21 protein-coding genes and 1 tRNA gene are annotated in these 23,274 nt (G+C 46.3%); 15 read left to right on the forward strand and 7 right to left on the reverse strand.

Going from position 1 to position 23,274, the window contains the following annotated elements:
- Positions 1-3: 3 nt before the first annotated feature.
- Genes coaBC through HMPREF1493_RS02345 form a run of 5 tightly spaced genes read left to right on the forward strand, consistent with a single transcriptional unit; the run spans position 4 to position 7,538 of the window.
- The gene (gene coaBC, locus HMPREF1493_RS02325; protein WP_035427550.1) at positions 4-1,230 is read left to right on the forward strand and encodes a bifunctional phosphopantothenoylcysteine decarboxylase/phosphopantothenate--cysteine ligase CoaBC; all 1,227 of its coding nucleotides are present in this window, start codon (positions 4-6) and stop codon (positions 1,228-1,230) included.
- 1 nt (position 1,231) lies between these two features.
- Positions 1,232-2,083, forward strand: a complete 852-nt coding sequence (locus tag HMPREF1493_RS02330) for a deoxyribonuclease IV (protein WP_035427553.1) — start codon at positions 1,232-1,234, stop codon at positions 2,081-2,083.
- A complete protein-coding gene (locus HMPREF1493_RS02335; protein ID WP_035427556.1) occupies positions 2,083-3,948 on the forward strand; it encodes an ABC-F family ATP-binding cassette domain-containing protein in 1,866 nt (621 codons plus the stop codon). Before HMPREF1493_RS02330 ends, HMPREF1493_RS02335 begins: the two co-directional genes overlap by 1 nt.
- Positions 3,949-5,694, forward strand: coding sequence for an ABC transporter ATP-binding protein (locus HMPREF1493_RS02340; protein WP_035427559.1), 1,746 nt, complete (start codon positions 3,949-3,951; stop codon positions 5,692-5,694). It begins immediately after the preceding gene.
- Positions 5,694-7,538, forward strand: a complete 1,845-nt coding sequence (locus HMPREF1493_RS02345; RefSeq protein WP_035427562.1) for an ABC transporter ATP-binding protein — start codon at positions 5,694-5,696, stop codon at positions 7,536-7,538. Before HMPREF1493_RS02340 ends, HMPREF1493_RS02345 begins: the two co-directional genes overlap by 1 nt.
- 81 nt (positions 7,539-7,619) lie before the next feature.
- On the opposite strand, the gene HMPREF1493_RS02350 is transcribed toward HMPREF1493_RS02345, so the two are convergent.
- Positions 7,620-8,237 (reverse strand): class I SAM-dependent methyltransferase, encoded by a 618-nt coding sequence (locus tag HMPREF1493_RS02350; RefSeq protein WP_035427565.1) that lies wholly within the window; start codon positions 8,235-8,237, stop codon positions 7,620-7,622.
- Between the two features lie 118 nt (positions 8,238-8,355).
- A tRNA-Pro gene (locus HMPREF1493_RS02355) sits at positions 8,356-8,432 on the reverse strand.
- A gap of 79 nt (positions 8,433-8,511) precedes the next feature.
- Between HMPREF1493_RS02355 and HMPREF1493_RS02360 the strand changes: the two genes are divergently transcribed.
- From HMPREF1493_RS02360 to HMPREF1493_RS07010, 3 genes are all read left to right on the forward strand, one after another.
- Complete coding sequence (locus HMPREF1493_RS02360) at positions 8,512-8,823, forward strand: MGMT family protein (protein WP_035427567.1); 312 nt, start codon at positions 8,512-8,514, stop codon at positions 8,821-8,823.
- 115 nt (positions 8,824-8,938) lie between these two features.
- Positions 8,939-9,511: a hypothetical protein gene (locus HMPREF1493_RS02365; protein ID WP_035427570.1), complete on the forward strand. Its 573-nt coding sequence runs from the start codon at positions 8,939-8,941 to the stop codon at positions 9,509-9,511.
- 79 nt (positions 9,512-9,590) lie between these two features.
- Positions 9,591-9,854, forward strand: coding sequence for a hypothetical protein (locus HMPREF1493_RS07010; protein WP_156921373.1), 264 nt, complete (start codon positions 9,591-9,593; stop codon positions 9,852-9,854).
- A gap of 255 nt (positions 9,855-10,109) precedes the next feature.
- On the opposite strand, the gene msrA is transcribed toward HMPREF1493_RS07010, so the two are convergent.
- Both msrA and HMPREF1493_RS02380 read right to left on the reverse strand, forming a co-directional pair.
- On the reverse strand, positions 10,110-10,598 hold the full coding sequence (gene msrA / locus HMPREF1493_RS02375) for a peptide-methionine (S)-S-oxide reductase MsrA (protein WP_035427573.1): 489 nt from the start codon (positions 10,596-10,598) through the stop codon (positions 10,110-10,112).
- 26 nt (positions 10,599-10,624) lie between these two features.
- Positions 10,625-11,293 carry a Crp/Fnr family transcriptional regulator gene (locus HMPREF1493_RS02380; protein WP_035427575.1) on the reverse strand — a complete coding sequence of 223 codons (669 nt, stop codon included), beginning with the start codon at positions 11,291-11,293 and terminating at the stop codon, positions 10,625-10,627.
- A 134-nt stretch (positions 11,294-11,427) separates the two neighbouring features.
- Here HMPREF1493_RS02380 and hcp point away from each other — a divergent pair, with 134 nt between their 5' ends.
- Positions 11,428-13,020, forward strand: a complete 1,593-nt coding sequence (gene hcp / locus HMPREF1493_RS02385) for a hydroxylamine reductase (RefSeq protein ID WP_035427577.1) — start codon at positions 11,428-11,430, stop codon at positions 13,018-13,020.
- A 149-nt stretch (positions 13,021-13,169) separates the two neighbouring features.
- Positions 13,170-13,541, forward strand: a complete 372-nt coding sequence (locus HMPREF1493_RS02390) for a hypothetical protein (protein WP_035427579.1) — start codon at positions 13,170-13,172, stop codon at positions 13,539-13,541.
- Between the two features lie 7 nt (positions 13,542-13,548).
- Here the strand turns inward: HMPREF1493_RS02390 and HMPREF1493_RS06830 are convergent, their stop codons facing one another.
- Positions 13,549-14,580 carry an HNH endonuclease gene (locus HMPREF1493_RS06830; protein ID WP_051485226.1) on the reverse strand — a complete coding sequence of 344 codons (1,032 nt, stop codon included), beginning with the start codon at positions 14,578-14,580 and terminating at the stop codon, positions 13,549-13,551.
- A 213-nt stretch (positions 14,581-14,793) separates the two neighbouring features.
- On the opposite strand from HMPREF1493_RS06830, the gene HMPREF1493_RS02400 reads away from it, so the two are divergent.
- Positions 14,794-16,137 carry an FAD-dependent oxidoreductase gene (locus tag HMPREF1493_RS02400; protein WP_035427580.1) on the forward strand — a complete coding sequence of 448 codons (1,344 nt, stop codon included), beginning with the start codon at positions 14,794-14,796 and terminating at the stop codon, positions 16,135-16,137.
- Between the two features lie 163 nt (positions 16,138-16,300).
- Here the strand turns inward: HMPREF1493_RS02400 and HMPREF1493_RS02405 are convergent, their stop codons facing one another.
- Entirely contained in the window at positions 16,301-17,047 is a 747-nt protein-coding gene (locus tag HMPREF1493_RS02405) for a class I SAM-dependent methyltransferase (RefSeq protein ID WP_035427581.1), read from the reverse strand.
- Positions 17,048-17,245: 198 nt separating this feature from the next.
- Between HMPREF1493_RS02405 and HMPREF1493_RS02410 the strand changes: the two genes are divergently transcribed.
- From HMPREF1493_RS02410 to HMPREF1493_RS02420, 3 genes are all read left to right on the forward strand, one after another.
- The gene (locus HMPREF1493_RS02410) at positions 17,246-17,809 is read left to right on the forward strand and encodes a TetR/AcrR family transcriptional regulator (RefSeq protein ID WP_035427582.1); all 564 of its coding nucleotides are present in this window, start codon (positions 17,246-17,248) and stop codon (positions 17,807-17,809) included.
- Between the two features lie 182 nt (positions 17,810-17,991).
- Complete coding sequence (locus HMPREF1493_RS02415) at positions 17,992-19,785, forward strand: oleate hydratase (protein WP_035427583.1); 1,794 nt, start codon at positions 17,992-17,994, stop codon at positions 19,783-19,785.
- A gap of 304 nt (positions 19,786-20,089) precedes the next feature.
- Positions 20,090-20,854: a class I SAM-dependent methyltransferase gene (locus tag HMPREF1493_RS02420; protein ID WP_035427584.1), complete on the forward strand. Its 765-nt coding sequence runs from the start codon at positions 20,090-20,092 to the stop codon at positions 20,852-20,854.
- 2 nt (positions 20,855-20,856) lie between these two features.
- Here HMPREF1493_RS02420 and HMPREF1493_RS02425 read toward each other — a convergent pair whose 3' ends face one another.
- A complete protein-coding gene (locus HMPREF1493_RS02425) occupies positions 20,857-21,747 on the reverse strand; it encodes an HAD family hydrolase (protein ID WP_035427585.1) in 891 nt (296 codons plus the stop codon).
- A gap of 127 nt (positions 21,748-21,874) precedes the next feature.
- Here HMPREF1493_RS02425 and HMPREF1493_RS02430 point away from each other — a divergent pair, with 127 nt between their 5' ends.
- Positions 21,875-23,272, forward strand: coding sequence for a M20/M25/M40 family metallo-hydrolase (locus tag HMPREF1493_RS02430; protein ID WP_035427586.1), 1,398 nt, complete (start codon positions 21,875-21,877; stop codon positions 23,270-23,272).
- Positions 23,273-23,274: the final 2 nt, after the last annotated feature.

Consider the following 23,274-nt stretch of genomic DNA (forward strand, 5'->3'; position numbering starts at 1 on the left):
GCCATGTTGGATAAAACCACTCAGTCCTCTGTATGCCTTGTGGTGTGCGGAGGAATTGCTGCATATAAAGCCTGCGAAGTACTCAGAGGCCTTCAGAAAGCTGACTGTGATGTTCGTGTTGTTATGACAGAAGATGCAGCTCAGTTTGTAGGAAAGACTACCTTTGAAGCATTAACGCATCATGAGGTAGTGCAGTCGCTCTACAACAATGCCGAAACTCCAGTTGCTCACGTTGACCTTGCTGATTGGGCAGATTGCATGGTAGTTGTACCAGCTACTGCCAATATCATGGCAAAGATGGCTCATGGTATAGCTGATGACGCTGCAAGTGCAACGCTTCTAGCAGCTCACACGCCAGTTCTTGTGGCTCCTGCCATGAATACGCATATGTGGAAAAATCCTGCAACTCAGGCAAATGTAGCGCTACTCCGTCAACGCGGCATCCACATGGTTATGCCCGAGTCAGGGCGTCTTGCCTGCGGTTATACCGGTGATGGCAAGCTTGCTCCAGTACAGCAGATTGTAGACGCTGCACTGAAGGTTCTTTCTGGTAATGACGCGGCACCATCCAAGCAAGATCTAGCAGGTAAAAAGCTTCTTATTACCGCAGGACCAACGCACGAGAAGATCGATCCAGTTCGCTTTATTGCCAACTGTTCTACAGGAAAACTTGGCTATACCGTGGCTAAAGTTGCAGCTAGTCGTGGAGCAGAGGTCACCCTTATCTCTGGACCCACATATCTTGAGGCTCCTCAAGGAGTCAACGTGCAAAGAGTAGTGTCTGCTGAAGACATGTATAAGGCATGTGTAAACGTCTTTGACGGTGTTGATGCCGCTATTTTGACGGCAGCTGTTGCCGACTACACACCAGCTCATCCAGCAGATCATAAGCTCAAGAAATCACAAGAGCATCTTGAGTCTATTGACCTTAAAGAAACCACCGATATTCTCGCCAGCCTTTCTAAGACTAAGAAAGACCAGGTTGTCGTAGGTTTTGCAGCAGAGACAAATAACGTCTTGGAGCATGCTCAGGCTAAACTTGAGCGTAAAGGTTGCTCCATGATTGTGGCAAATGATGTTTCTAGGCCAGATTCAACCTTTGGTTCAGATACAGACCGTGTGGCTTTTGTAACTCCTCAAGGTATAGAACAGCTTGAGACTTTGCCACTTGCTGACGTAGCTTCAGAGCTTTTGGACCGTGTGACCAAAATGCTTGAGGAGCGTGCATAGCGTGCAACCAGAAGATCTTTTTATTGGATGCCATCTCTCGGCAGCTAAGGGCTGGGAGGCAATGGGTAAGGATGCTCTTTCTATTGGGGCAACTACCTTTGCTTTCTTTACTAGAAATCCTCGTGGTGGCAACGCTAAGGCTCTAGATGAGGCTGATGTTGCAAGGCTTAGGGAGCTTCTTGAGGCTCATCACTTTGGGCCTTTGGTTGCACACGCTCCCTACACCATGAACCTCTGCTCGGCTAAAGAGGAGACCAGGGATTTTGCTCGTCGTGCGCTTACAGAAGATCTTGAGCGCATGGAGTATCTGCCAGGTAATTATTACAACTTTCATCCCGGTAGCCATGTGGGTCAAGGCTCTGACGTGGCAATTAAGCAGATTTCTGAAGCTCTTAACGATTGCCTGTTTGAAGGTCAGCACACCACCGTTCTTCTTGAAACGATGGCAGGTAAGGGTACAGAAGTTGGTAAAACGTTTGAAGAGATTGCCGCGATTTTAGATAAGGTAAACCACCCCGAGCTTATGGGCGTGTGCCTTGATACCTGTCATGTTCACGATGGCGGCTATGAGATTGTAGATAATCTTGATGCTGTTCTAGATACGTTTGACCAGATAGTTGGCTTGAAAAAGCTCAAAGCCTTGCATCTTAATGACTCCAAGAATCCTCTTGGAGCTCATAAAGATAGACATGAGCAGATTGGCAAAGGCTTCATTGGATTAGAAACGTTCCGCGCTGTGGTGACTAATCCGCGCGTCAACACGCTTCCTATGATTTTGGAAACTCCTCATTCTGAGCTTTCTGGTTGGGGAGAAGAAATTGCGTTACTTCGTTCTTTTTTAGGTGATAACTAGTGGGAATTCTGGTAGGTTGTGAACAAATTTCTATGGAATGGCCTGGTAAGAAGGTTCTTACCAACCAGACTGTTGGCGTTAATGAGGGTGACCGTATTGGTGTTGTAGGCAAAAACGGCGATGGAAAATCAACCCTCTTAGATCTTATCGCCAAAAGAATTGAGCCCGATTCTGGTAACGTAATTTGGAGAAGTGGCATCCAAGTAGGCTATATGGGCCAAAGTGATTCACTTTCTGATACACAGACGATTTGTAGTGCTGTTGTGGGAGACACGCCAGAGTACGAGTGGGCATCTGACGCTCGCATCCGTAAGATTATTGATGAGCTCATTGGAGACTTGGACTGGAATGGCCTGGTAGGAGAGCTTTCTGGAGGTCAGCGTAGACGCTGCGATTTGGCTCGACTGCTTGTGGGCACCTGGGACTTAATGCTTATTGACGAACCTACCAACCACCTTGATCTTCATGCCATTCAGTGGCTTGCCAATCACCTTAAAAACCGCTGGTCAGAGGGGAATGGCGCCCTCATTCTAGTCACACATGACCGTTGGTTCTTGGATGAGGTCTGCGACCACATGTGGGAGGTCCACGATGGCGTTATTGACCCATTTGACGGCGGCTATTCTGCCTACATTCAAGCTCGAGTTGAACGTGATAGACAGGCAGCGGTGATGGAAGAGCGCCGTCAAAATACGCTCAGAAAAGAGCTTAATTGGCTTGCTCATGGTGCAAAGGCACGCACGTCAAAGCCTAAGTTTAGGATTGACGCTGCCATGGAGCTTCTGGCCGAAGATCCACCACTTAGAAACACACTTGAGCTCAAACGCATGGCAGTCTCTAGGCTAGGCAAGCAGGTTATTGAGATGCATGACGTCTCGTTTGCTTACAAAAATGCCGCACAGACTGCCGGCGTTGACTCCCAGGTAGACGTCATTAAGCACGTCGAATGGCTTATTGGCCCTGGAGACCGCTATGGCATTTTGGGCGAGAATGGCGCTGGTAAATCTACGCTTCTTGAGTTGATGACACAGCAGTTGCAGCCAACATCTGGTCTCGTGAAGGTAGGAAAATCTGTCAAATTTGGCTGGCTTTCTCAGCAGATTGATACGTTTGCCACAAAAGAGACGTGGACTGTTCTTGAACTGCTTGGCCAGTACAAGACAAGTTACCTGGTAAATGGCAAGATGCAAAGCCCTACACAGTTGCTTGAAAGTTTGGGCTTTGATCGCCGAGAGTTCACTAATCGCTTGCAAGACCTCTCCGGTGGCCAGCGTAGGCGTTTGGCACTTCTGTGCGTCCTTCTGGAAGAGCCGAACGTACTGGTGCTGGACGAGCCAGGCAACGACCTGGATACGGACATGCTTGCTGTCCTGGAAGACCTGCTGGATTCCTGGCCAGGAACCCTTCTGGTAGTCAGCCATGATCGTTTCTTGATTGAGCGTGTAACTGACGACCAATATGCCCTCATAGATGGCCATATTCGCCACGTCCCCGGCGGCGTAGACGAGTACCTCAAGCTTGTTGATGCTGCAAAGCAAACGGCGAGAAGAGCGGGGGAGTTGTCGGGTGCACGCGAAAGCTCAGGTACAAATGAGCCGCAGGTAGACGGGTCTTCTCGCCAGGAGGGTGCGGTGCTGAGTAACGCTGAGCGCCGAGAGATGAAGAAGCGCTTTGACTCGATTGAGAGGCGTATGGGCAAGGCTCAGGAACTGCCTGAGCAGATTAGGGAGCAGATGAGTTCCGCTGATGCTACTGACGCGCAGCGTTTGATGGAGTTGCAGCAGCAGCTTGATGACGCAGAAGCGGCGCTGATGGAGCTGGAAGACGAGTGGTTAACGCTAGCAGAGAAACTTGGTGAAGCGTAAATGGGAGAGTTGCTCTCTAGGTTTGTATGGCCAAAGTATGGTCGCAAGAGTTTTGTTGCCTTGCTTTGTAAAGGTGTTGAGGTCATTGGTGACCTCCTTACACCTTTGATTATTGCGCGCATGATTGACCTGGGAATTCATGGGGCAAACATGTATGACATTATTCGCTACGGTATTTTGCTGGTAGTTATTGCGCTTTTGGGCTTTAGTTTTACCCTGGTCTGTCAAAAAATTGCCTCCATTGTTTCGCAGCGCACAGGTACTGATCTGCGTAATGAAATTTTCAAGAAAATCCAAGAGCTCTCAAGTGCCGATATTTTAGCTCTTGGAACAGACACGCTGGTAACCCGTCTTATCAACGATGTTAATCAGGTGCAGGTTTCCGTTGCTCTGGGCATTCGTCAGCTGGTCAGATGGCCAATCTTAGCGGCCGGATCTATTATTGCCACCCTTATGCTTGATGCTCAGCTTGGAATGGTCTTCTTGATTGCAACAGTGTTGGTAGCAGCTATTTTCTTCTTTGTTGCACGTAAATCTACCGCACTCTTTACTGAGCTGCAGAAGCGCCTTGATACCGTTTCTTTATATATGCGACAAATGCTTTCTGGTATTCGTGTTATTAGGGCTTTTAGGCATGAATCAGAAGAGAAGGAACAATTCTCCGAGGCAGTTCTTGCTCAGACAGAAACAGCAACTGATGCTGCAAATTACTCAGCGCTACTGAACCCTGCAACTTTCCTAGTCATGTACCTGGGAATTGCCGTAACGCTTTGGCTTGCGGCTCCTCAGATTACTGCGGGTACGCTATCGCAAGGAACCGTGGTGGCACTTGTCAGCTATATGACTAGTGCGCTTTTAGCTATTGGCTACGTTGCTAACCTGGTTATTATCATTACACGCGGAACTGCGTCTGCTACTCGCGTGATGGAAGTTCTGAACACCAAACCTGCTCTTACCGATAGCGGTAACAAACGCTTTAACCTCACTGAATCCGATTTTACTGGCGTTGCTGTAGCGTTTAAGGATGCCTCACTTGTCTACAACGGTGGAGGAGACCCAGCTCTTTCAGACATTAACCTCTCCTTAGAGGCTGGCCAGACGCTGGGTATCATCGGCGGCACAGGTTCTGGTAAGTCCAGCTTTGCCGCCCTCATCCCGCGTCTTTTTGATACTGAGACCGGTTCTGTAAGCGTCTTTGACCACGACGTCAAAACGTATACGTTTGAGCAGCTGCGTTCCCTTATTGGCTTTGTTCCGCAGCACACCTCACTGGTCAGCGGCACCATTCGCTCCAATCTCTGCTGGAAGGATCCAAACGCCTCTGACGAGGAGCTCTGGTCAGCACTTGAGGTTGCTCAAGCAGCAGACTTTGTGCGCGAGAAACCCGATCAGCTTGATAGCATTGTCGAGCGTGGTGGCAAGAACTTCTCGGGAGGTCAGCGTCAGCGCTTGACCATCGCCCGTGCGCTGGTAGGAAACCCGCGCATTGTCATCTTGGACGATGCTGCTTCCGCACTTGATTTTGCTACGGACGCGCACCTCCGCGCGGCGCTTCGTAAGCTCAGTGCCACCACTACAAGCATCATTATTTCGCAACGTGTAGCAGCGGTAATGCAAGCAGATAAGATTCTTGTTCTTGACCACGGCAAACAGGTTGGGCTGGGAACACACAAAGAACTTCTCGCCACATGCCCGCTCTATAAAGAGATTTGTCTCTCGCAGCTTCGTCCTGAGGAGGTGGAGTAATGGCCGATATGTATTCTGGCGGAAGCACCTCCGCTATCGCATCAAGCGCGCCTGAGCATAGCAAGAGCGGCTCAGTAGACGTCATTTCCATGTCTGCAGCAGAAGTGACACGTCGCCTAGCTGCATGGATTTCTCCTCACGCAGGTTTTTTGGTTCTGGCGGCTGCCTCTTCAATTGCAACCGTGCTTTTGCAGCTCTGGGTACCCATCATTGTAGGCGCCGCCATTGACCAGCTCATTAGACTGGTGCAGGGTGGCGAGGCTGCGCTTCTACCAACGCTCGCTCAACTCTCGGTGGTAGTGTTACTTGCAAGTGCAACGCAGTGGCTTGCTTCTTGGTCTACCAATAAGCTCACCTACCTGGTCACCCGTGACCTCAGAGAAGCGGCACATACTAAGGTGACAAACCTTCCACTCTCGTACATTGACACGCATTCCCAGGGAGATTTGCTCTCGAGGGTAGTAAACGATGTGGACCAGCTTGGCGATGGCCTCCAGCAGGGCCTCACGCAGTTCCTTACGGGCGTGGTAACCATTATTGGAACCTTGTGCTTTATGTTCTATATGTCGGTTCCTATGGGCCTTGTAGTTGCTCTGGCTACTCCGCTCTCAATTATTGTTGCATCCGCCATTACTAAGTACGCAAGCTCTTCTTTTGGCAAGCAGCAGGGCTACCAGGGCCAGCTTGGCGGATACGCAGAAGAGATGGTCTCCAACCAGGAGCTTATCACCGCATTTGCCCACAAGGATGCCATTATTGAGCAGTTTGAAGCTATTAACGAGAAACTCCGTGTAGTAGGAGAGCGTGCACAATTTGCCTCATCGCTTTCTAACCCCTCCACGCGTCTGGTAAATAACTTCATTTACGCACTGGTAGCTGCTCTTGGTTGTATTTGCGTTCTAACGGGAGTTCCTTCTCCGCTTACCATCGGTCAGGTGCAGAGCTTCCTCTCGTACGCAAACCAGTACATGAAGCCTTTTAATGCTATTTCTGCAGTTGTTACGCAGGTTCAGACCGCCTATGCAAGCGCTCGCCGCGTGTTTGACCTTCTCGATGCAAAAGAAATCAAGCCTGATCCAGCAGACGCTGAAGTCATCAATGACCCACAAGGCTCCATTGAATTTGACGACGTGGCGTTCTCCTACGATCCCAAGCACCCGCTACTCAGTCACATTTCGTTCAAGGCAGAGCCTGGCCAGAAGATTGCTCTTGTTGGCCCAACTGGCTGCGGCAAGACCACCCTTATTAACCTGCTACTCAGGTTCTATAGTATTGATTCTGGCGCAATTTATGTAGACGGACACAATACGCAAAAGCTCACACGAGCATCGCTTAGAGAGCAGTTTGGCATGGTGTTACAGGATACGTGGCTCTTTAAGGGAACCATCAAAGAAAACATTCGCTATGCAAAGCCAGATGCCACGGATGAAGAGATTATTGCCGCAGCTCAAAAGGCTCAGGCTCAAGAGTTTATCCAGCAACTTCCACAAGGTTATGACACCATGGTGGGAGAGTCTGGTGGGTCTTTATCTCAGGGTCAGCAGCAACTTCTGTGTATAGCTCGTGTCATGCTTGCAAATCCACCTATTCTGCTTCTGGATGAGGCAACCTCAAGCATTGATACACGAACAGAGCAGCTGGTACAGAAGGCGTTTGATACCATCATGAACGGCAGAACTTCCCTGGTTGTTGCACACAGGCTCTCTACCATTCAAGGTGCGGATTGCATTCTTGTCCTCAAGGACGGCTCAATTCTTGAACGCGGCACCCATGATGAGCTCTTAGCTAAGGGCGGCTTCTACGCCAATCTGTACGAGAGTCAGTTTGAAGGCACAGACGCATAAATTAAAATGGAATTTTTGAAAGAGCCAGCACCTTGAATGGACTGGCTCTTTCAATGTCACCTGTAATTGACAAACTGGAAGTTATTTTTGCAAGGTGATAAGTCCTGCACAGTCAGACATTTTTTCGAATCGCATTTCTGGAAATTGACCTTTTAGCTCGTCCCATACAAAATACATTTCATCACCGTCCCATTCATCTGCCGCAATCCGCATACATTCTTGAAGTAATGACCGAGTTTCAAATGCTATATCTCCGATATATATACATCCTCCCTCGTTCAACAGCTTAAATAATGATGTAATAAAATCTACTTTTTGAAAGTCAGTAAGATGATGGAGAGAATATGTAGCAATGATCGCGTCATACTTTTGTTTCTGTATAGGTTCCACCAAGCCATTGGAAAAATCGCCTTCATACAAACTTGCTTTAGGCATTTTCTCTTTTGCAATTTCAATCATTCTATCTGAAAAATCTTGTCCGTAAATCGTACAGCCGTTTTCATATAATCTTGAAGTCAGTACTGCTGTTCCAAACCCAATATCTAAGACAGTCTTCGCAGATGAACAAATTACACGATTATAGATTACATTAAGAATAGATTTGTAGCCTGCAAAAGGATACGAACCGTATTTGTCAGACAAACCTACACTCTTATCATAATCATCTGCCCATAAATCAAAACCTTTTTTATCTTGCATATTTAACCTCGATAACTTCCAATTTGTCACTTTGTCTATGCTACAAATTAGATCACACCGGTTTTTGAAAAACTACTTCAATATATAAAAAGCCAGGAATACTCCTGGCGAGAAATTCTGGTCGGGTGGACTGGATTTGAACCAGCGACCCCTTGACCCCCAGTCAAGTGCGCTACCAAGCTGCGCCACCACCCGTTTGCTTTTGATACGATAGCATTCCAACATAAAATGAGCAAGCAATTCCCGGTAACCGTGAAGATAGAGTGGGCTAGATATGGATAACTTCTTTCAGCGTGCATTCTCAGTGGTCAAGCAGATTCCCGAAGGCAGAGTCAGTACGTATGGGCAGATAGCTCGAATGATAGGGGAGCCAAGAAAGGCTCGCTATGTGGGATTTGCTATGCATCAAAGTCCTGGCGTTGCTGGAGGTGTGCCGTGCCATCGAGTAGTCTTCAAAGACGGCTCGCTTGCTCCTGGTTTTGCGTTTGGTGGACCTGATGCTCAACGAGAGCTTCTAGAAGCAGAGGGCGTGCGGTTTCTACAAAACGGCAAGGTTGATATGAAGCGCTTTCTTTGGGAAGCATAAAAGATGAAACATTATTTTATGTTGTGAAATATTCTCCCAGCTAAGAAGCACTATTTGCTGGGTACAATCGCAGTGAGTTCCTGGTAGTTGGCACGTTCCGTTTAATGGAGGTCAAATGAAGCGTAGCTCTGAGATGAGCAAGTTCTTTACTGCAATTTTTGTACTACTAGTAACGTCAGCCTTGAGTGTGGGCATTTTGTCTGGCTGCTCACAAACAGAAAACAAACAAGACCAGTCACAATCCACCACATCAGAACAAAAAGAAGAGAAAAAGGACGAGAAAAAAGAGGATTCTTCCAGCTCCTCTAGCTCTTCATCAAACAATTCCAACGCAACCAGTTATGGCACCTATCAGATTCCTGATGGATTCAGCTTTGATAACAGCCTGTATCCAGATCTTCAAATTACCACACAGATTGATAAAGACAGCCTCTGGCCAATCATTATTCGCATTGAGGGTACAGCAGATCAGTTTGATTTGATGAGAAAAGCTACTATCGATGCAGCTCAGAGGGCTCAGGTGCTTGAGTCCGCAGAAGAGATTGGCAACACCGTTGACCAAGCCCTTGCTCACCCAACAAACTACAACCTGACTGACTGCGCAATTCTTACTTCTGCACCAGAGTCATATCGTAAGACCTATGTCATTACGTTTACCGTAAAGAGTCACTACGAGGTTAAAAAGTAGTTACTCATATCCTGTCTAACTTCCTGGGCAGTTACTACACCGATAAGGCGCACCTGGCTAACCGCTTCAAGGAAATCACATGGAGTGTAGGATCTTTATTAAGGTCGCCACAACAGTCACAACAAAAGGAACTACGGTTACAACAATGGCCCAAAAAGTGAAATACTGGTTCTCCCAAAAGGCGAAGTACGCTAATCGGCTGATTGGAATACATAAAAACAGCATCACGCCAGCTACAATCAAGGCAGGAAGGTTCCCCCTTGATAAGTCTTCTTGTCTGATGCTCATTGCTGCCAGTACCGGGGCTAGGATGAAATACATAAGTATAGGAAACCCGAACTGAATCATCCTTCCTATCGATCTAGCAGGGAAAAGTGGCAGCCGCATCGGAAACGTTGACACCAGTACAAGAATTATATAAACCAGGCTGGGCCTTAAAGCGATAGGCACCCTTCCGAGGGTTGCTTTGATGCCAATGATGCTGCTTTTAATTAATAAAATCTTCATATTCACCCTTATTGATGTAATCCGTTATGTTTTCGGATATGTACCTATAGAACATAGTTCAAAGTACATAGTTTTTGAAATCCTAAGCGGCTTACGCAAGTGGCTTATATGCATCATCAACATTGATGTGGCAATAACCACCTGGGTTCTTCTTCAGGTAGTCCTGATGATATTCCTCAGCAAGTACGTAATTGTCCAGCGGCTCAACCTCAACGGCAAGTTTCTGGCCAAAGAGAGACTCCTGCTCAGTCATAATGCGGTCGATTACAAGCAAGTCTGCGTCGTTTGTGTAGTAGATGCCCGTGCGATACTGCCTACCAACATCGTTGCCCTGCTTATTTACTGAGAGGGGATCAATAACCCTAAAGTAGTAACGCAGAATGTCATAGAGGCTTACAACAGTCTCATCGTAAGTAACATGCACTGTTTCTGCGTGATCTGTTGCCTTCACCTCTTGATAGTTAGTATCCAAAGTTTTACCGTTTGCATAGCCAACGGTAGTTGCGGTAACACCCTTAATTCTGGAGAAGTACTCTTCAAGTCCCCAGAAGCATCCACCTGCCAAATAAATCTCTGCCATAAAAGCCTCCTTAGGCTGAATTGCTGTTATAAAAGTTTGAAGTGACTACGTTTAACTTCAAAGACACCTTCTTTGCTTAAAGAAGATATTACAGCGCTCAAAGCACTTCTATCTACACCAAGATAATCCGCAAGTTGTTGTCGGTTGAAGGGGATATCAAACTCTGTAGAACCTGCAGCTTGAGAGCGCGTATGCAAGTACGCTATCAGTTTGCCACGAATGCTTTTTGGTGCGGCATCTTGAATGCGTCGACTCAGCATAATGTTCTTTTGAGCAATTGAAGCCATAAGATTTCTGATGATAATGTCCACGCCACCGCAGATGTCGCACGTTCTGGCAGTAATTTGACGCACGTCCAGCAGCAGAATATCCGATTTCTCGGTAGCAACGACCGAGGTCAAAAGCGGCACGTTTCCAAGAGCTGCATACGCCTCTCCAAAGGTGTCTCCGGTATGGAAAGCTCCCATCACAGAGATGTTGCCCTGAGCGTCAGATCCCTCAACGTGAATAGCACCAGAGATAACAATGCCAAATTGATGCGCCTTGTCGCCAGCGCACAAAATGATCTCTCCAGGCTCATAGGTGCGTACAACAGCACGTAAATGCTTTAAAAGAGCCTCTAGTAGCTCTGGTTTTACTCCTTTAAACACAATTGTGTTTAGCAAAAACGAGGGCTTGATGTCTTGTACGTTCATATACGCTCCAAAAAATTTCTGGACAGAAATCGTTTTGTTGTAATTACAACATACCTTATTCCACATTCCTGTAATCATGAAACCCAGAAGAGCAAATCTCTTCTCGCTATATGGTTTTATGGAGAGGAAAAATAGTGGATAACAAGATGTTCTGTTTCCAGTGCGAGCAGACGGCTGCTTGTACTGCATGTACTGGCGCTGCTGGCGTTTGTGGCAAGCCTTTTGACGTTGCGTTTGCTCAGGACGAGCTCACCGGCGCTCTGGTTGGTCTTTCTCGCACCGAGCTTGCCGCTGGCAAGCGTTCTAACCGCGCTGACCAGCTGATTGTTGACGGCCTGTTTACCTGCATCACCAACGTCAACTTTGACAAAGGCGCTGTTGACGCAATTACTGCTCAGGTTCGTGACGAGAAGAACCGTCTAGCTGCAGAGGCTGGCGTAGAGCCTGTTGAGGATCTTCCACTTGGCGGCGTTTGGTCCGATAACGAGGACATTAGGTCCCTCAAGTCCCTCATTCTCTTTGGTATTCGCGGTATGGCTGCTTACGCTTACCACGCTCGCGTTCTTGGTAAAACTGACGATGCAGTTGACGCTTTCTTTGTAAATGCACTTGCTGCTCTTGCTACCGAGTCCTCCGTTGACGTTTTGCTGCCTCTTACTCTTGAGGTAGGCGAGGTCAACCTCAAGTGCATGGCTCTTCTCGACAGCGCAAATACCGGCGCTTATGGCACCCCAGTTCCAACTGAGGTTCCTCTGACTATTGAGCCTGGTCCATTCATCGTTGTTTCCGGTCACGACCTTCTTGACCTCAAGATGATTCTTGAGCAGACCGAGGGCACCGGCGTTAACGTTTACACTCACGGCGAGATGCTCCCAGCTCACGGTTACCCAGAGCTCAAGAAGTATCCACAGCTCAAGGGCAACTTTGGTACCGCATGGCAGAACCAGCAGAAGGAGTTCAAGGACATTCCAGCTCCTGTTGTCTTCACTACTAACTGCCTCATGCCACCTCGTCCTAGCTACAAGGACCGCGTCTACACTACCGAGCTTGTTGCCTTCCCAGAGCTCGTTCACATTGACGAGGATGCAAACGGTAAGAAAGACTTCAGCGCTGTTATCAAGCAGGCTCAGGAGCTTGGCGGATATGCTGAGGCTCAGGAGCTCACCGGTATCAACGGTGGCCACAAGGTAACCACTGGCTTCAGCCACGGTGCCGTTCTTGGCATTGCCGATAAGATCATCGATGCTGTTAAGCAGGGCGCTATCAAGCACTTCTTTGTTGTTGGCGGCTGCGACGGCGCTCGCCCTGGTCGTAACTACTACACCGAGTTTGTTGAGCAGACTCCTGCAGACTCCGTTGTTCTCACCGTTGCTTGCGGTAAGTTCCGCTTCAATGACCTTGACCTGGGTACCATTGGTGGCATCCCTCGTATTCTTGATGTTGGTCAGTGCAACGACGCTTACGGTGCTGTTCAGATTGCAACTGCTCTTGCAAATGCATTCGACTGCGGCGTTAACGACCTGCCACTGAGCTTTGTTCTGTCTTGGTACGAGCAGAAGGCAGTTTGCGTCCTTCTAACGCTGCTGCACCTTGGCATCAAGAACATCAAGCTTGGACCAACCCTTCCTGCATTTGTCAGCCCTAACGTCCTTAACATTCTTGTTGAGAACTACGGTATTGGCCCAATCGGCGATGCTTCCGAGGATCTTGCTCAGATGCTTGCCTAATTGGCGAGAAACCCCTCTCATCCTTTCCTTAAACGCCTCCTAGCTACGCGCTGGGAGGCGTTTTTTGATCGTGGATTTTGTGGATCTAACTTGGAAACCGCCAAACTCAGATAAAGATCGATATTCTTCCTTTTGTTAAGGAGGGAAAAATGAGAAGACTAACAGTTAATGACCTAAAGAATCTGAGTAAACTAATTGATCCAAAAATACAAAATAATCAAACTATGTTTGAGTGTTTTGCTCAAATCTGTGATAACTACGATAAGGTGCCTTTAACTGAAATTGAATGCCCATCTATTAGCTGGAATGCTTTTACATATGCTTTCTACATCGTTAATCTAAGGCCTCTTAAAACTCAAAATGAATTATTAGCCGCAATTGCTATATATTCTTTTTTAAATGTAAACGGCTATGATTTTGATCCTTCGCTGCAGGATCTTCTGGCTCATATTGATCTATTAAAATCTGACCAATATTTTGCTCACGAATTTTGCTCATGGATCGAACTAGAAATCATGTAATAAAGCCTTATCTCAAAATCTCCGTTTCAGCCATAAATTGATCAAAATGCCTTTCTAGCTGCTTTTCATTTGGATAAGCTTCATGATAAACAGGCATATGCAACTGCTTTTTATTGAAGTCAATATATTCGGTTTTATCCAGAAGCCTCGATAATCTAATGCGTTTACTATCGGGCTCAACTGAAAGTAAATGTGCATCAAAAAGAAGATGTAGATCAGACCTTAGAAGAATACCATTGGTAACCATTTGAGTTTTAGGTCCACGATATTGACCAATATGAGCTGCTTGTAAAACCTGAGGAACATCGTTTCCAGAGATGGCACATCTATTGGAATAGGCCTTTAGCAAATTATTTCTAAACTGAGCTTGTCCTTGCCTACGCACGGATTCTCTGAATTCCTTAATGCGCTCATCAGTGTCATCAATCTGCTCAAGCTGATTTTGAATCTCTGGCTTGAGTTCATCAAAACCTGCCGAAATAAAAGATGAATTATTAACTGTTTTGGCGTTAACCGGTCCATGGAGAGTAAACATTCCAGTAGCGCTGTTATAACGCTCTACAAACGCTAATCCCATCACTTTATATTTCTTATTTTTATCCTTAATAAATAAACCAATGGGGAGACCGTCATTTAGGCAATTCATTAAAAGTGCGTTGTACAACTTTGACTGTACTTGGTTTCCTTGAGTCTTAATATGCTCACTGTACTCAATTGACCAGGTACCATCAGAATAGTAAATTGGCTCTCCATCTTCATAAAGACCATTACCATTTGAAGTGTGGACCGAGAGAGCATACTGCTTTAATCCATAAGAAACTTTGCTTTTAGACGGACTATAGATTCCGGAATCCCTAGAAATAGGAATTCCACCAACGGTAAATCCTTTTTCTAGACGATGGGGGAGTTTATCAATCTCACTATTTTCATGATCGATAAACCACTGATAAGCGGAGACAAATTCCTTTGGAGCAACTTTAAAAGCTCTTTCAAGAGTTGGATTAAAGATCGTGCATTCTGTAATGATCTGATCAAACATCCCAGTCTCCTCACAATTAACCTGTACAAACAGTAAGTTTTTCTCGCCAACGTGTAAAGATCTTTAATAAAATTGCTTCACGAACTCCAAATATTCGATTTATTAAAGAACGTTCAAGAATGACGCTCTTCTCGTTAACAGAATGTGGCATAATGCCACTGTAAAAGTAACAATTAATGTTAGTCATTAGTAGCATTTAACAGAGGGGTTTCTATGGCTAAAGTTGCAGTTATCGGTTGTACCCACGCAGGCGTTTTTGCCACTTCTTCAATCCTGGGTGCACACCCAGATTGGGAGGTCCACGTCTTTGAGCGCAATGACACGGTTTCCTTCCTGTCTTGCGGCATTGCTCTTTGGGTAGGTGACCACGTAAGCGATCCTAACAAGATGTTCTACAGCTCTCCAGAAGCCCTTGCAGAGGCTGGCGCTCACGTTCACATGACCACTAACGTCACTTCCGCAGACGTTAAGACCAAGCACGTTGCTTGGGAAGACCTCAAGACAGGTGAGGCTTTTGAGGACGACTTTGACTACCTTGTAGTCACTACCGGCTCTAAGCCAATTGTTCCTCCACTGCCTGGCATCGACGGACCTCGCGTTCTTCAGTGCAAGAACTGGGCTGATGGCCGTCGCATTCACGACACCATGGCAGAGTCTAAGTCCGCTATTGTCATCGGCGCTGGCTACATTGGTGCCGAGCTTGCAGAGCAGCTCTCCGAGCGTCAGAAGGCTGTTACCCTCATCGACATGCTTCCTCGCGTTCTTGCAAAGAACTTTGACAAGGCAATCACCGATCAGGTTGAGGATGCTTACAAAGAGCACGGCGTCACCCTTGCACTTGGCGAGAAGGTCATGAGCTTTGAGGACAATGGCGATTCCGTCACCGTTGTTACCGATAAGGGCTCCTACACTGCAGATTACGCAATTCTGGGCATTGGCTTCCTACCTCGTACTGACCTCTTTGACGGCCAGCTTGAGATGCTTCCTAACGGCGCCATCAAGGTTGATGAGTACATGCGCACCAGTGAGCCTGGCGTTTTTGCAGCTGGTGACTCCGCTTCAATTATCTTCAACGTCACTGGTAAAGAGGACTACATTCCTCTGGCAACCAACGCTGTCCGCCAGGGTCTGCACGTTGGTCCTAACATGCTTGAGCCAACTGCTGCTTACGCAGGTACTCAGGCTTCCAGTGCGGTTCAGCTCTACAACTACTCCATGGCTGCAGCAGGTCTCACCGTTGAGGGCGGCAAGGTTCGTGGCTATGAGTACGATTCTGTCTCCATCACCGAGAACTATCGTCCTGAGTTTATGCTGACCACCGAGCCAGTTACCGCAACGCTGGTCTGGGATCCAGAGACTCGCCTTATCAAGGGCGCACAGTTCTTCTCGACACATGACGATGTTGCCCAGGCAGCAAACGTTGTTTCTGTAGCAATTGCCGCTGGTATGACCATCGATAACCTTGCAGCTGTTGACCTCCTGTTCCAGCCAAACTTTACCAACCCAGTCAACTACATAGGCTCCGTTGCTATGGCTGCCTGCGCAAAGGCCAAGTAAGTTCCGCATATATTGCAGTAAAAGAGAAGGAAGCTGGTGGAGGTGCCAGCTTCCTTCTTTGCTATAGAGCCTAAGTTTAGCTCGATTTATGCCTGTTTGGGGCGCCTGTGCGCCTATCTTGAGATGACGCCTTGCTTGGAACGACGTCTATTTGAAACGACGTCTACCTTGGCTTTCTGCTCACTACAGCAATGTAGTTGAAATCGTCAGCATGATCGTTGAAAAACGTAAACATGCTGGTAAACATCTTGGTGTTCTCTGGCTTAAGGCCGTTTCTAATAACCCTTAGAGCACCATCAGCGCCTTCGTCCGCAATAAGTCCTGCTGGATTCATGAGCGTCATCTTGCCGTTCTTAGTTTCTGGGCAGAAACCCGCCGACTCAAAGAGGTTCTTCCAACCTACAAGAGTCAGAGGCTTTACGTTGACGTTAATGGTTCTTGAGAGCTCATGGACTAGCTCGTCGTCTTCTTTGAGCAGAAGAACGTCATGAGTAAGCAATACGCCACCGGGCTTAAGTACGCGTGCGTACTCTTTTACGGCTGCCTCTTTCTGCTGATCAGAGAGCATAGTGAGCATAGCCTCGTTAATAACAACATCAAAGCTATTATCGGGGTAGGAGAGGTTTGTAGCGTCTCCTTGTTCCACTGTTACGTACTCCTCGATATTGTTTCTCGCGATATTTTCTTTTGTTTTAGGGAGCACATCTGCATTAAGGTCAATTGCGGTTACATGACAGTGAAAACGTTTTACCAGCTCAACCGTAGTAGTTCCAATATTGCAAGCTACCTCAAGAATCTGAGTTTCTGGCGTAATCTCTACTGAGTTAAGAAGCCAATTGGTTGCTTCAATACCTCCGGGGCGCAGTCTTGTCTTGCCCATGCGGAGTAAAAACTCGTGACCAGCTTCCATACTAAGACCCCCTTCATACTATAAAAGAATAAAGTTAGCTCTATCTAACTAATACAAGTTAACCACATCATTACCTGCGAAAAAAGCCAAATTAATTGCTATTTTTAAACAATTTCATAGACGTGAGTTTATAAATCTTATTCCGCGAGGACCGCTGTATACTTTGGTAACTCATTCAAAGATCTTGGGGAGTTAAACATGAGCAAGGCTACAACAAAGATGGCCATCGCGTTTGCCTTTAAAGAACTGCTGCTAGAGAAGCCGTTGAATAAGATTACGGTTAATGACATTGCCGAGAAGTGCGAGATGAACCGTCAGACGTTCTACTACCATTTTCACGATATTTTGGAGCTCACCGAATGGATTTGTGAAGAAGATGCAGAGCGAGCCCTCAAAGAAAATAAGACGTATGACACCTGGCAAGAGGGGTTTCTCGCCATCTTTAACATGATCAAAGAAGATAGAGCCTTTATCGTCAATATCTATCACAACGTACCGCAGGACTATTTATACAAATATTTGTATAAGGTCACGTATCAACTTCTCTATGACGTACTTGAAGAAAAAGCTGAGGGAATGGTTGTTAGGGAAGAAGATAAGGCTTTTATCGCAAATTTTTACAAGTATAGTTTTGTGGGATTAGTGCTTGAGTGGATTGATGGGGGAATGACAGAAGATCCTAAAATCATTGTTGATAGGCTCAATTTTCTTATTCATGGATCGTTTAAGCACGCACTGACCAATGCTAAAAGAAACAAATAGCAATACGACAAAATAGTCTCTTTGTCGTGAAATTGAGCAAAATAAGTGGACTGTCACTTTATCGGACAGTCCATCTTTTTTGTGCATTTTCTTTAGCAGTTTATAAGTTTATAGTGGACGCAAGGTAAGGGCGACTTACTAATTTCCGCAGGTAATTGATGCGGAATACTAAGGAGGAAGTTATGTATTACTCTGCTGGAACGTATGAATCGTTCGCTAAGCCAGAAAAGCCCAAAGATGCCGACAAAAAATCAGCCTATATCATTGGAACAGGACTTGCAGGACTAGCTGCTGCGTTTTATCTTGTCCGCGATGGTCAGGTAAAGGGTACAAGAATTCACCTGCTCGAGAAGCTTGAGCTTGTGGGCGGAAGCTGCGATGGCCGCAAAGATGTAAGCAAGGGTTTCTACATGCGCGGTGGCCGCGAGATGGACAATCACTTTGAGTGCATGTGGGATATGTTTAGAGACGTTCCATCCATTGAAACACCTGGCGTCTCGGTACTTGATGAGTACTACTGGCTCAACAAGCACGATCCTAACTACTCTCTCTGCAGAGCTTCCGAGAAGTGCGGCAAAGACGCTCACACAGACAAGAAGTTCAAGCTTGATAAAGAGTCTTCACTTGCACTCGCAAAGCTGTTTATGACTCCCGAGAAGGACCTTGAGGACAAGAAGATTAGTGACGTACTTCCTAATTCTTTCTGGAACACTAACTTCTGGCTTTATTGGCAGACCATGTTTGCGTTCCAAAGGTGGTCCTCTGCTCTTGAAATGAAGCGCTATCTTTGCAGATTCTGTCACCATATTGACGGTCTGCCTGACTTTACTGCGCTGCGTTTTACCAAGTACAACCAGTATGAGAGCATGATTTTGCCACTGGTCAGGTATCTTGAGAATCACGGCGTAAGCGTTGACTATGGTATGGACGTCAAGAACGTCATCATCAACGACACCAATGGTAAAAAGGTAGCCACTCAAATTGTTTACGAGAAGAACGGCTCACAGCAAACCATTGATTTAACCGAAGACGATTTGGTGTTTATCACCAATGGCTGCTGCACCGATACCTCTTGCTATGGTGATCAAAATACTGCTCCTGACATCAGTAACGTCAGAAATGGCGTAGGAGAGTCCTGGGATCTGTGGAAGAACATTGCAGCTCAGGCCAAGCATGGTGAGTACGGCAATCCCGATAATTTCTGTAGTGACTTTGAGGCAACCAACTGGATGAGCGCTACCATCCAGACAAAAGACGAAGAGATTATCAAGAAGATTATTGGCGTCTGCAAGAGAGATCCAAGAGAAGGTAAGGTCACAACCGGCGGTATTGTAACCGTCAAAGATAGTACCGATAACTGGTACCTCTCGTGGACCATCAACCGTCAGCCACAGTTCAGAGCACAGGACAAGGACACCGTACTTATCTGGGTCTATGCATTGAGCACTAACAAGCCTGGTAACTTTGTTAAGAAGGCTATGCGTAACTGCACCGGCGAGGAAGTGTGCCAGGAGTGGCTCTATCACATTGGCGTTCCAACCAAGAAGATTGAGGACTGGGCTAAGAACCGCTGCAACACCACTACGTGCTTTATGCCTTACATCAATGCATTCTTCCAGCCAAGAAAGGCTGAGGACAGGCCTCTGGTTGTTCCTGAGGGTTCCGTTAACTTTGCCTTTATTGGACAGTTTGCCGAGACTCCTCGCGACACCATCTTTACTACGGAATACTCAATCCGTACTGGTATGGAGTCTGTCTACACGTTGATGGATGTTGATAGAGGCGTACCAGAGGTTTGGGGTTCTCAGTACGACATCAGAGAGCTTCTAAGGGCAACCTACTATGCTCTGGACAAGAAAACGCTTGATAAGGCACCACTCTCGTTCAAGGAGAAGATGCTCTTAAAGGTAGCTCTCAAGGCTGTCAAGGGCACTGATATTGAGCTGCTGCTAAGGAACAGCGGTCTGATCAAGTAGAAGTGCGGAGAAAACCGCAGAGTCAAAACGATTGGCAACACGCGATTAAACACGTGTGAGTAACATAAAAGTGGCTGCATTTGACGTGTCATCTGCAGCCACTTTTTTACGATTCAGACATAACACTTAGAAATAAGACTATGTGTACTAGGTTGCATGCTCTGTAGACCTGTATCAATTAGCTAAAAATGTATGTGGCACAAACAGCGAGAAAACAAATTATAATTTGTAGCGACAAGAAAAATGTAATGGTTCTACATGCGACTTAAATCAAAATACAACACTATTTTGAGGAGATTATAAGATGAATGACTACTTAAAATTAAATCAAGATAGATGGAATAAGGTAAACAATGACTATACCGAACCACTAACGCATGAAGAATTAGAAGAAGCTAGAAACAGTCCAATTTCTGTTGCATTAACGGTCGGGAAAAAAGTTCCAACAGAATGGTTTGAAAAGGCCAACGGAAAAAAGATATTAGGCTTAGCTTGCGGTGGCGGACAACAGGGTCCCGTTTTTGCTGCTAAAGGCTATGACGTAACCATAATGGATTTTTCTTCATCACAATTACAAAAAGACGAGATGGTTGCTAAAAGAGAAGGCTTAATGATCAATACCGTTCAAGCCGATATGACAAAGCCTTTTCCATTCAAAGACGAAACTTTCGATATTATTTTTAATCCAGTTTCGAATGTATACATTGAAGACTTAGAAAACATGTATAAAGAAGCCGCTCGCGTATTGAAAAAAGGCGGGCTGTTAATGGTCGGCTTCATGAATCCTTGGACGTACATGTATGACGCTGACGTTGTATGGGACCACCCCGATGAGGAATTACTTTTAAAGTTTTCAATTCCCTTTAATTCAAGAAAGCTTGAAGAACAAGGCAAAATAACCATAGATCCAGCATATGGATATGAATTTAGCCATACCTTAGAAGCTCAGATTAGAGGACAACTTAAAAATGGCCTTGCTATGATTGATTTTTATGAGTCATGTGATAAAAGGAATCGATTATCACAGTATGGGAATGACTATATTGCCACGCTCTGCATCAAGCTCTAACCCTATAGAGTTCTCTTCAGGACAGCCTGGACAACGTCAGAATCAAAGTCTCCCTGAGCCTCTGTAAGCGCCTCTAAGAGCTGAGCTACGCCTTCCTCATACACGCTAGGCAACAGATACTTCGAGACAGCCTTAGCCTCGTCAGTTCCGTTTTCCATGCAGCATGAGTGATGAGCAATCTTAAGAAGATCAAGATCGTTTTCGGAATCGCCGCACACAATAACTTCTTCTGGCTTAAGACCTATAGTCTCAATGAGCTTCTCGAATCCCTGTGCCTTATTCCAACCACGATAATTGATGTCAAACCAACCAATATAGGGAGAAACCAACTCAACCTCTGGAACTGCACTGGTAACAGCCTCATAGATTTCTTGCGCGCGCTTTTCATCTTGGGGTAAGAGAAGACCTCCCGCATACATAGGGATATCTTTTGGAACGGACTGCGGACCAAGCCCTGGCACAAAAGTGTTAAACGAGGCTGCAAGATGATCTACTACCTCTTGAGTGGTATCAACTATTTTCCAACAAGAGGTAAATGACGTATCTAAAGGCTGCTCAAGCGGACCTTCTTGATAATACGTAAGCAAACAATCATCCATTGGAGAAATAACCTCGTAGATCTTCTCCATCATCTCGTAGGTAAATTGTTTGGTGAAAATGAGCTTGCCATTAAAGTAGAGAATCTTTCCACTAGAAAACACGCCAGTGTCTGTCAGGGAAACGTCAGACTTTAGATAAGAAAGTGCATCATAAACTGGCCTTCCGGTAGAAAGTCCAAACGCAATACCTGCGGCTTTAAGATTATTAATTGCCTGATGAGTTCTTTCTGAAATAGCCGGAGTGTCAGCGGGTTTTAACGTTTGGTCCATATCGGAAAGAACAAGCTTAATCATCAGGGCTCCCAAGATACGTGTGCTAAGTGAGTGTTTTGTTAATTCTACCAGCAAGAGTAGAGAAACGCGTAAAAATTGCCGTTATTATTACGTTATTAACTTAAAACTACGAGATTAGTAGAGGTCCATGAATATTTACGACCACTTTGCTCACGAGGATGAATATCCAGAGCTCAACATAGAGGCAATGTCTGAAAGACTTGCAAAGGCGCTGTCGTTTAAGACGGTGTATACCGACGCGGAGACAACCGATTGGTCTCAGTTTGATGCTCTTCAACAGCACATTGTTGATAGCTTCCCGTATGTTATGACCGCAGCCTCTAACGTTGAAGTGGTTGGCCACTCGCTCCTCATTGAGATTCCGGGATCTAACCCTAAGCTTCCTGCATTGATGCTTATTGCTCACCAGGATGTAGTTCCTGTTGTTCCTGGTACAGAAGACGCATGGACGCACGACCCCTTTGGTGGAGATGTCGATGACACCTACATTTGGGGACGTGGTGCGCTTGATATCAAAGACATGCTTATGGGCGAGCTTGAGGCACTTGAGTATCTGCTTTCACAGGGTTTCTCGCCAAGCCGCTCTATCTACCTGGCATTTGGCGAGGACGAGGAGGTCTTGAGCCACGGCGCCACTAGGCTTGCAGAGGTCATGGCCTCGCGAGAAATGCGTGCAGCATGTCTGTTGGACGAGGGCACCACTACGTTTTTTGATGGCAGCGCTTACGGTGCGCCTAAGGCTACCGTGGCCGACATCTGCATCTCACAGAAGGGCTTCTTAAACGTTAAGCTCACCGCTCCTGGCCATGGCGGACATTCCTCTAATCCTTTTGGTGGAACATCGCTTGAGCATTTGAGCTGCGCACTAGCCGCTCTCTCTGAGGCTAAACCTCAGCCTGAGCTTAACGACATTGTTAAAGAAACCTTTAAGGTTCTTGCACCAGAAATTACCGATGAACCTTTTGCTTCTCTGGTGTGTGACGTAGATACAAATGCAGATAAGATTGCCCATGCTGCAGCCCAGATCAAAGAGCTCTATCCCTTTGTTACTACAACATATGCTTTCAATATGCTTGAGGGTTCAAGCAGTGCAGCAAACGTTATGCCTGGCAATGTCAGCGCAACTATCAATATTAGGCTGCTTCCAAGGGTAAGCGTTGAAGAAACCGTTGAACACATCAAACAAGTAGTAGCCCAAGTTAACCCTTATATTGAGGTTGAAGCTTTACACTCAACTCCAGCAGGAAGAATTGATTCTCCAACTGGAGCTGGATATCAAGAGCTCAAGGCCATTATGGAACACTATCATCCAGGTGTTACCTTTGTCCCGTCATTTGTATGCGGTGGTACCGATTCTGTCCGATACGAGGGAATTTGCAATTCTATTCTGCGTATTTGTCCGTTTAGGCCAACACCAGAAGATGAGGCAAATGGCGTCCATGGCATTGATGAGCGCATCGAAAAACGCGTTTATACTCAGGGTGTTCGTGTTCTTATTTCCTTTGTTAAACAAATGTGCCAATAATT

Source organism: Atopobium sp. ICM42b, assembly GCA_000564995.1.
In the GTDB taxonomy this organism is placed as follows: domain Bacteria; phylum Actinomycetota; class Coriobacteriia; order Coriobacteriales; family Atopobiaceae; genus Lancefieldella.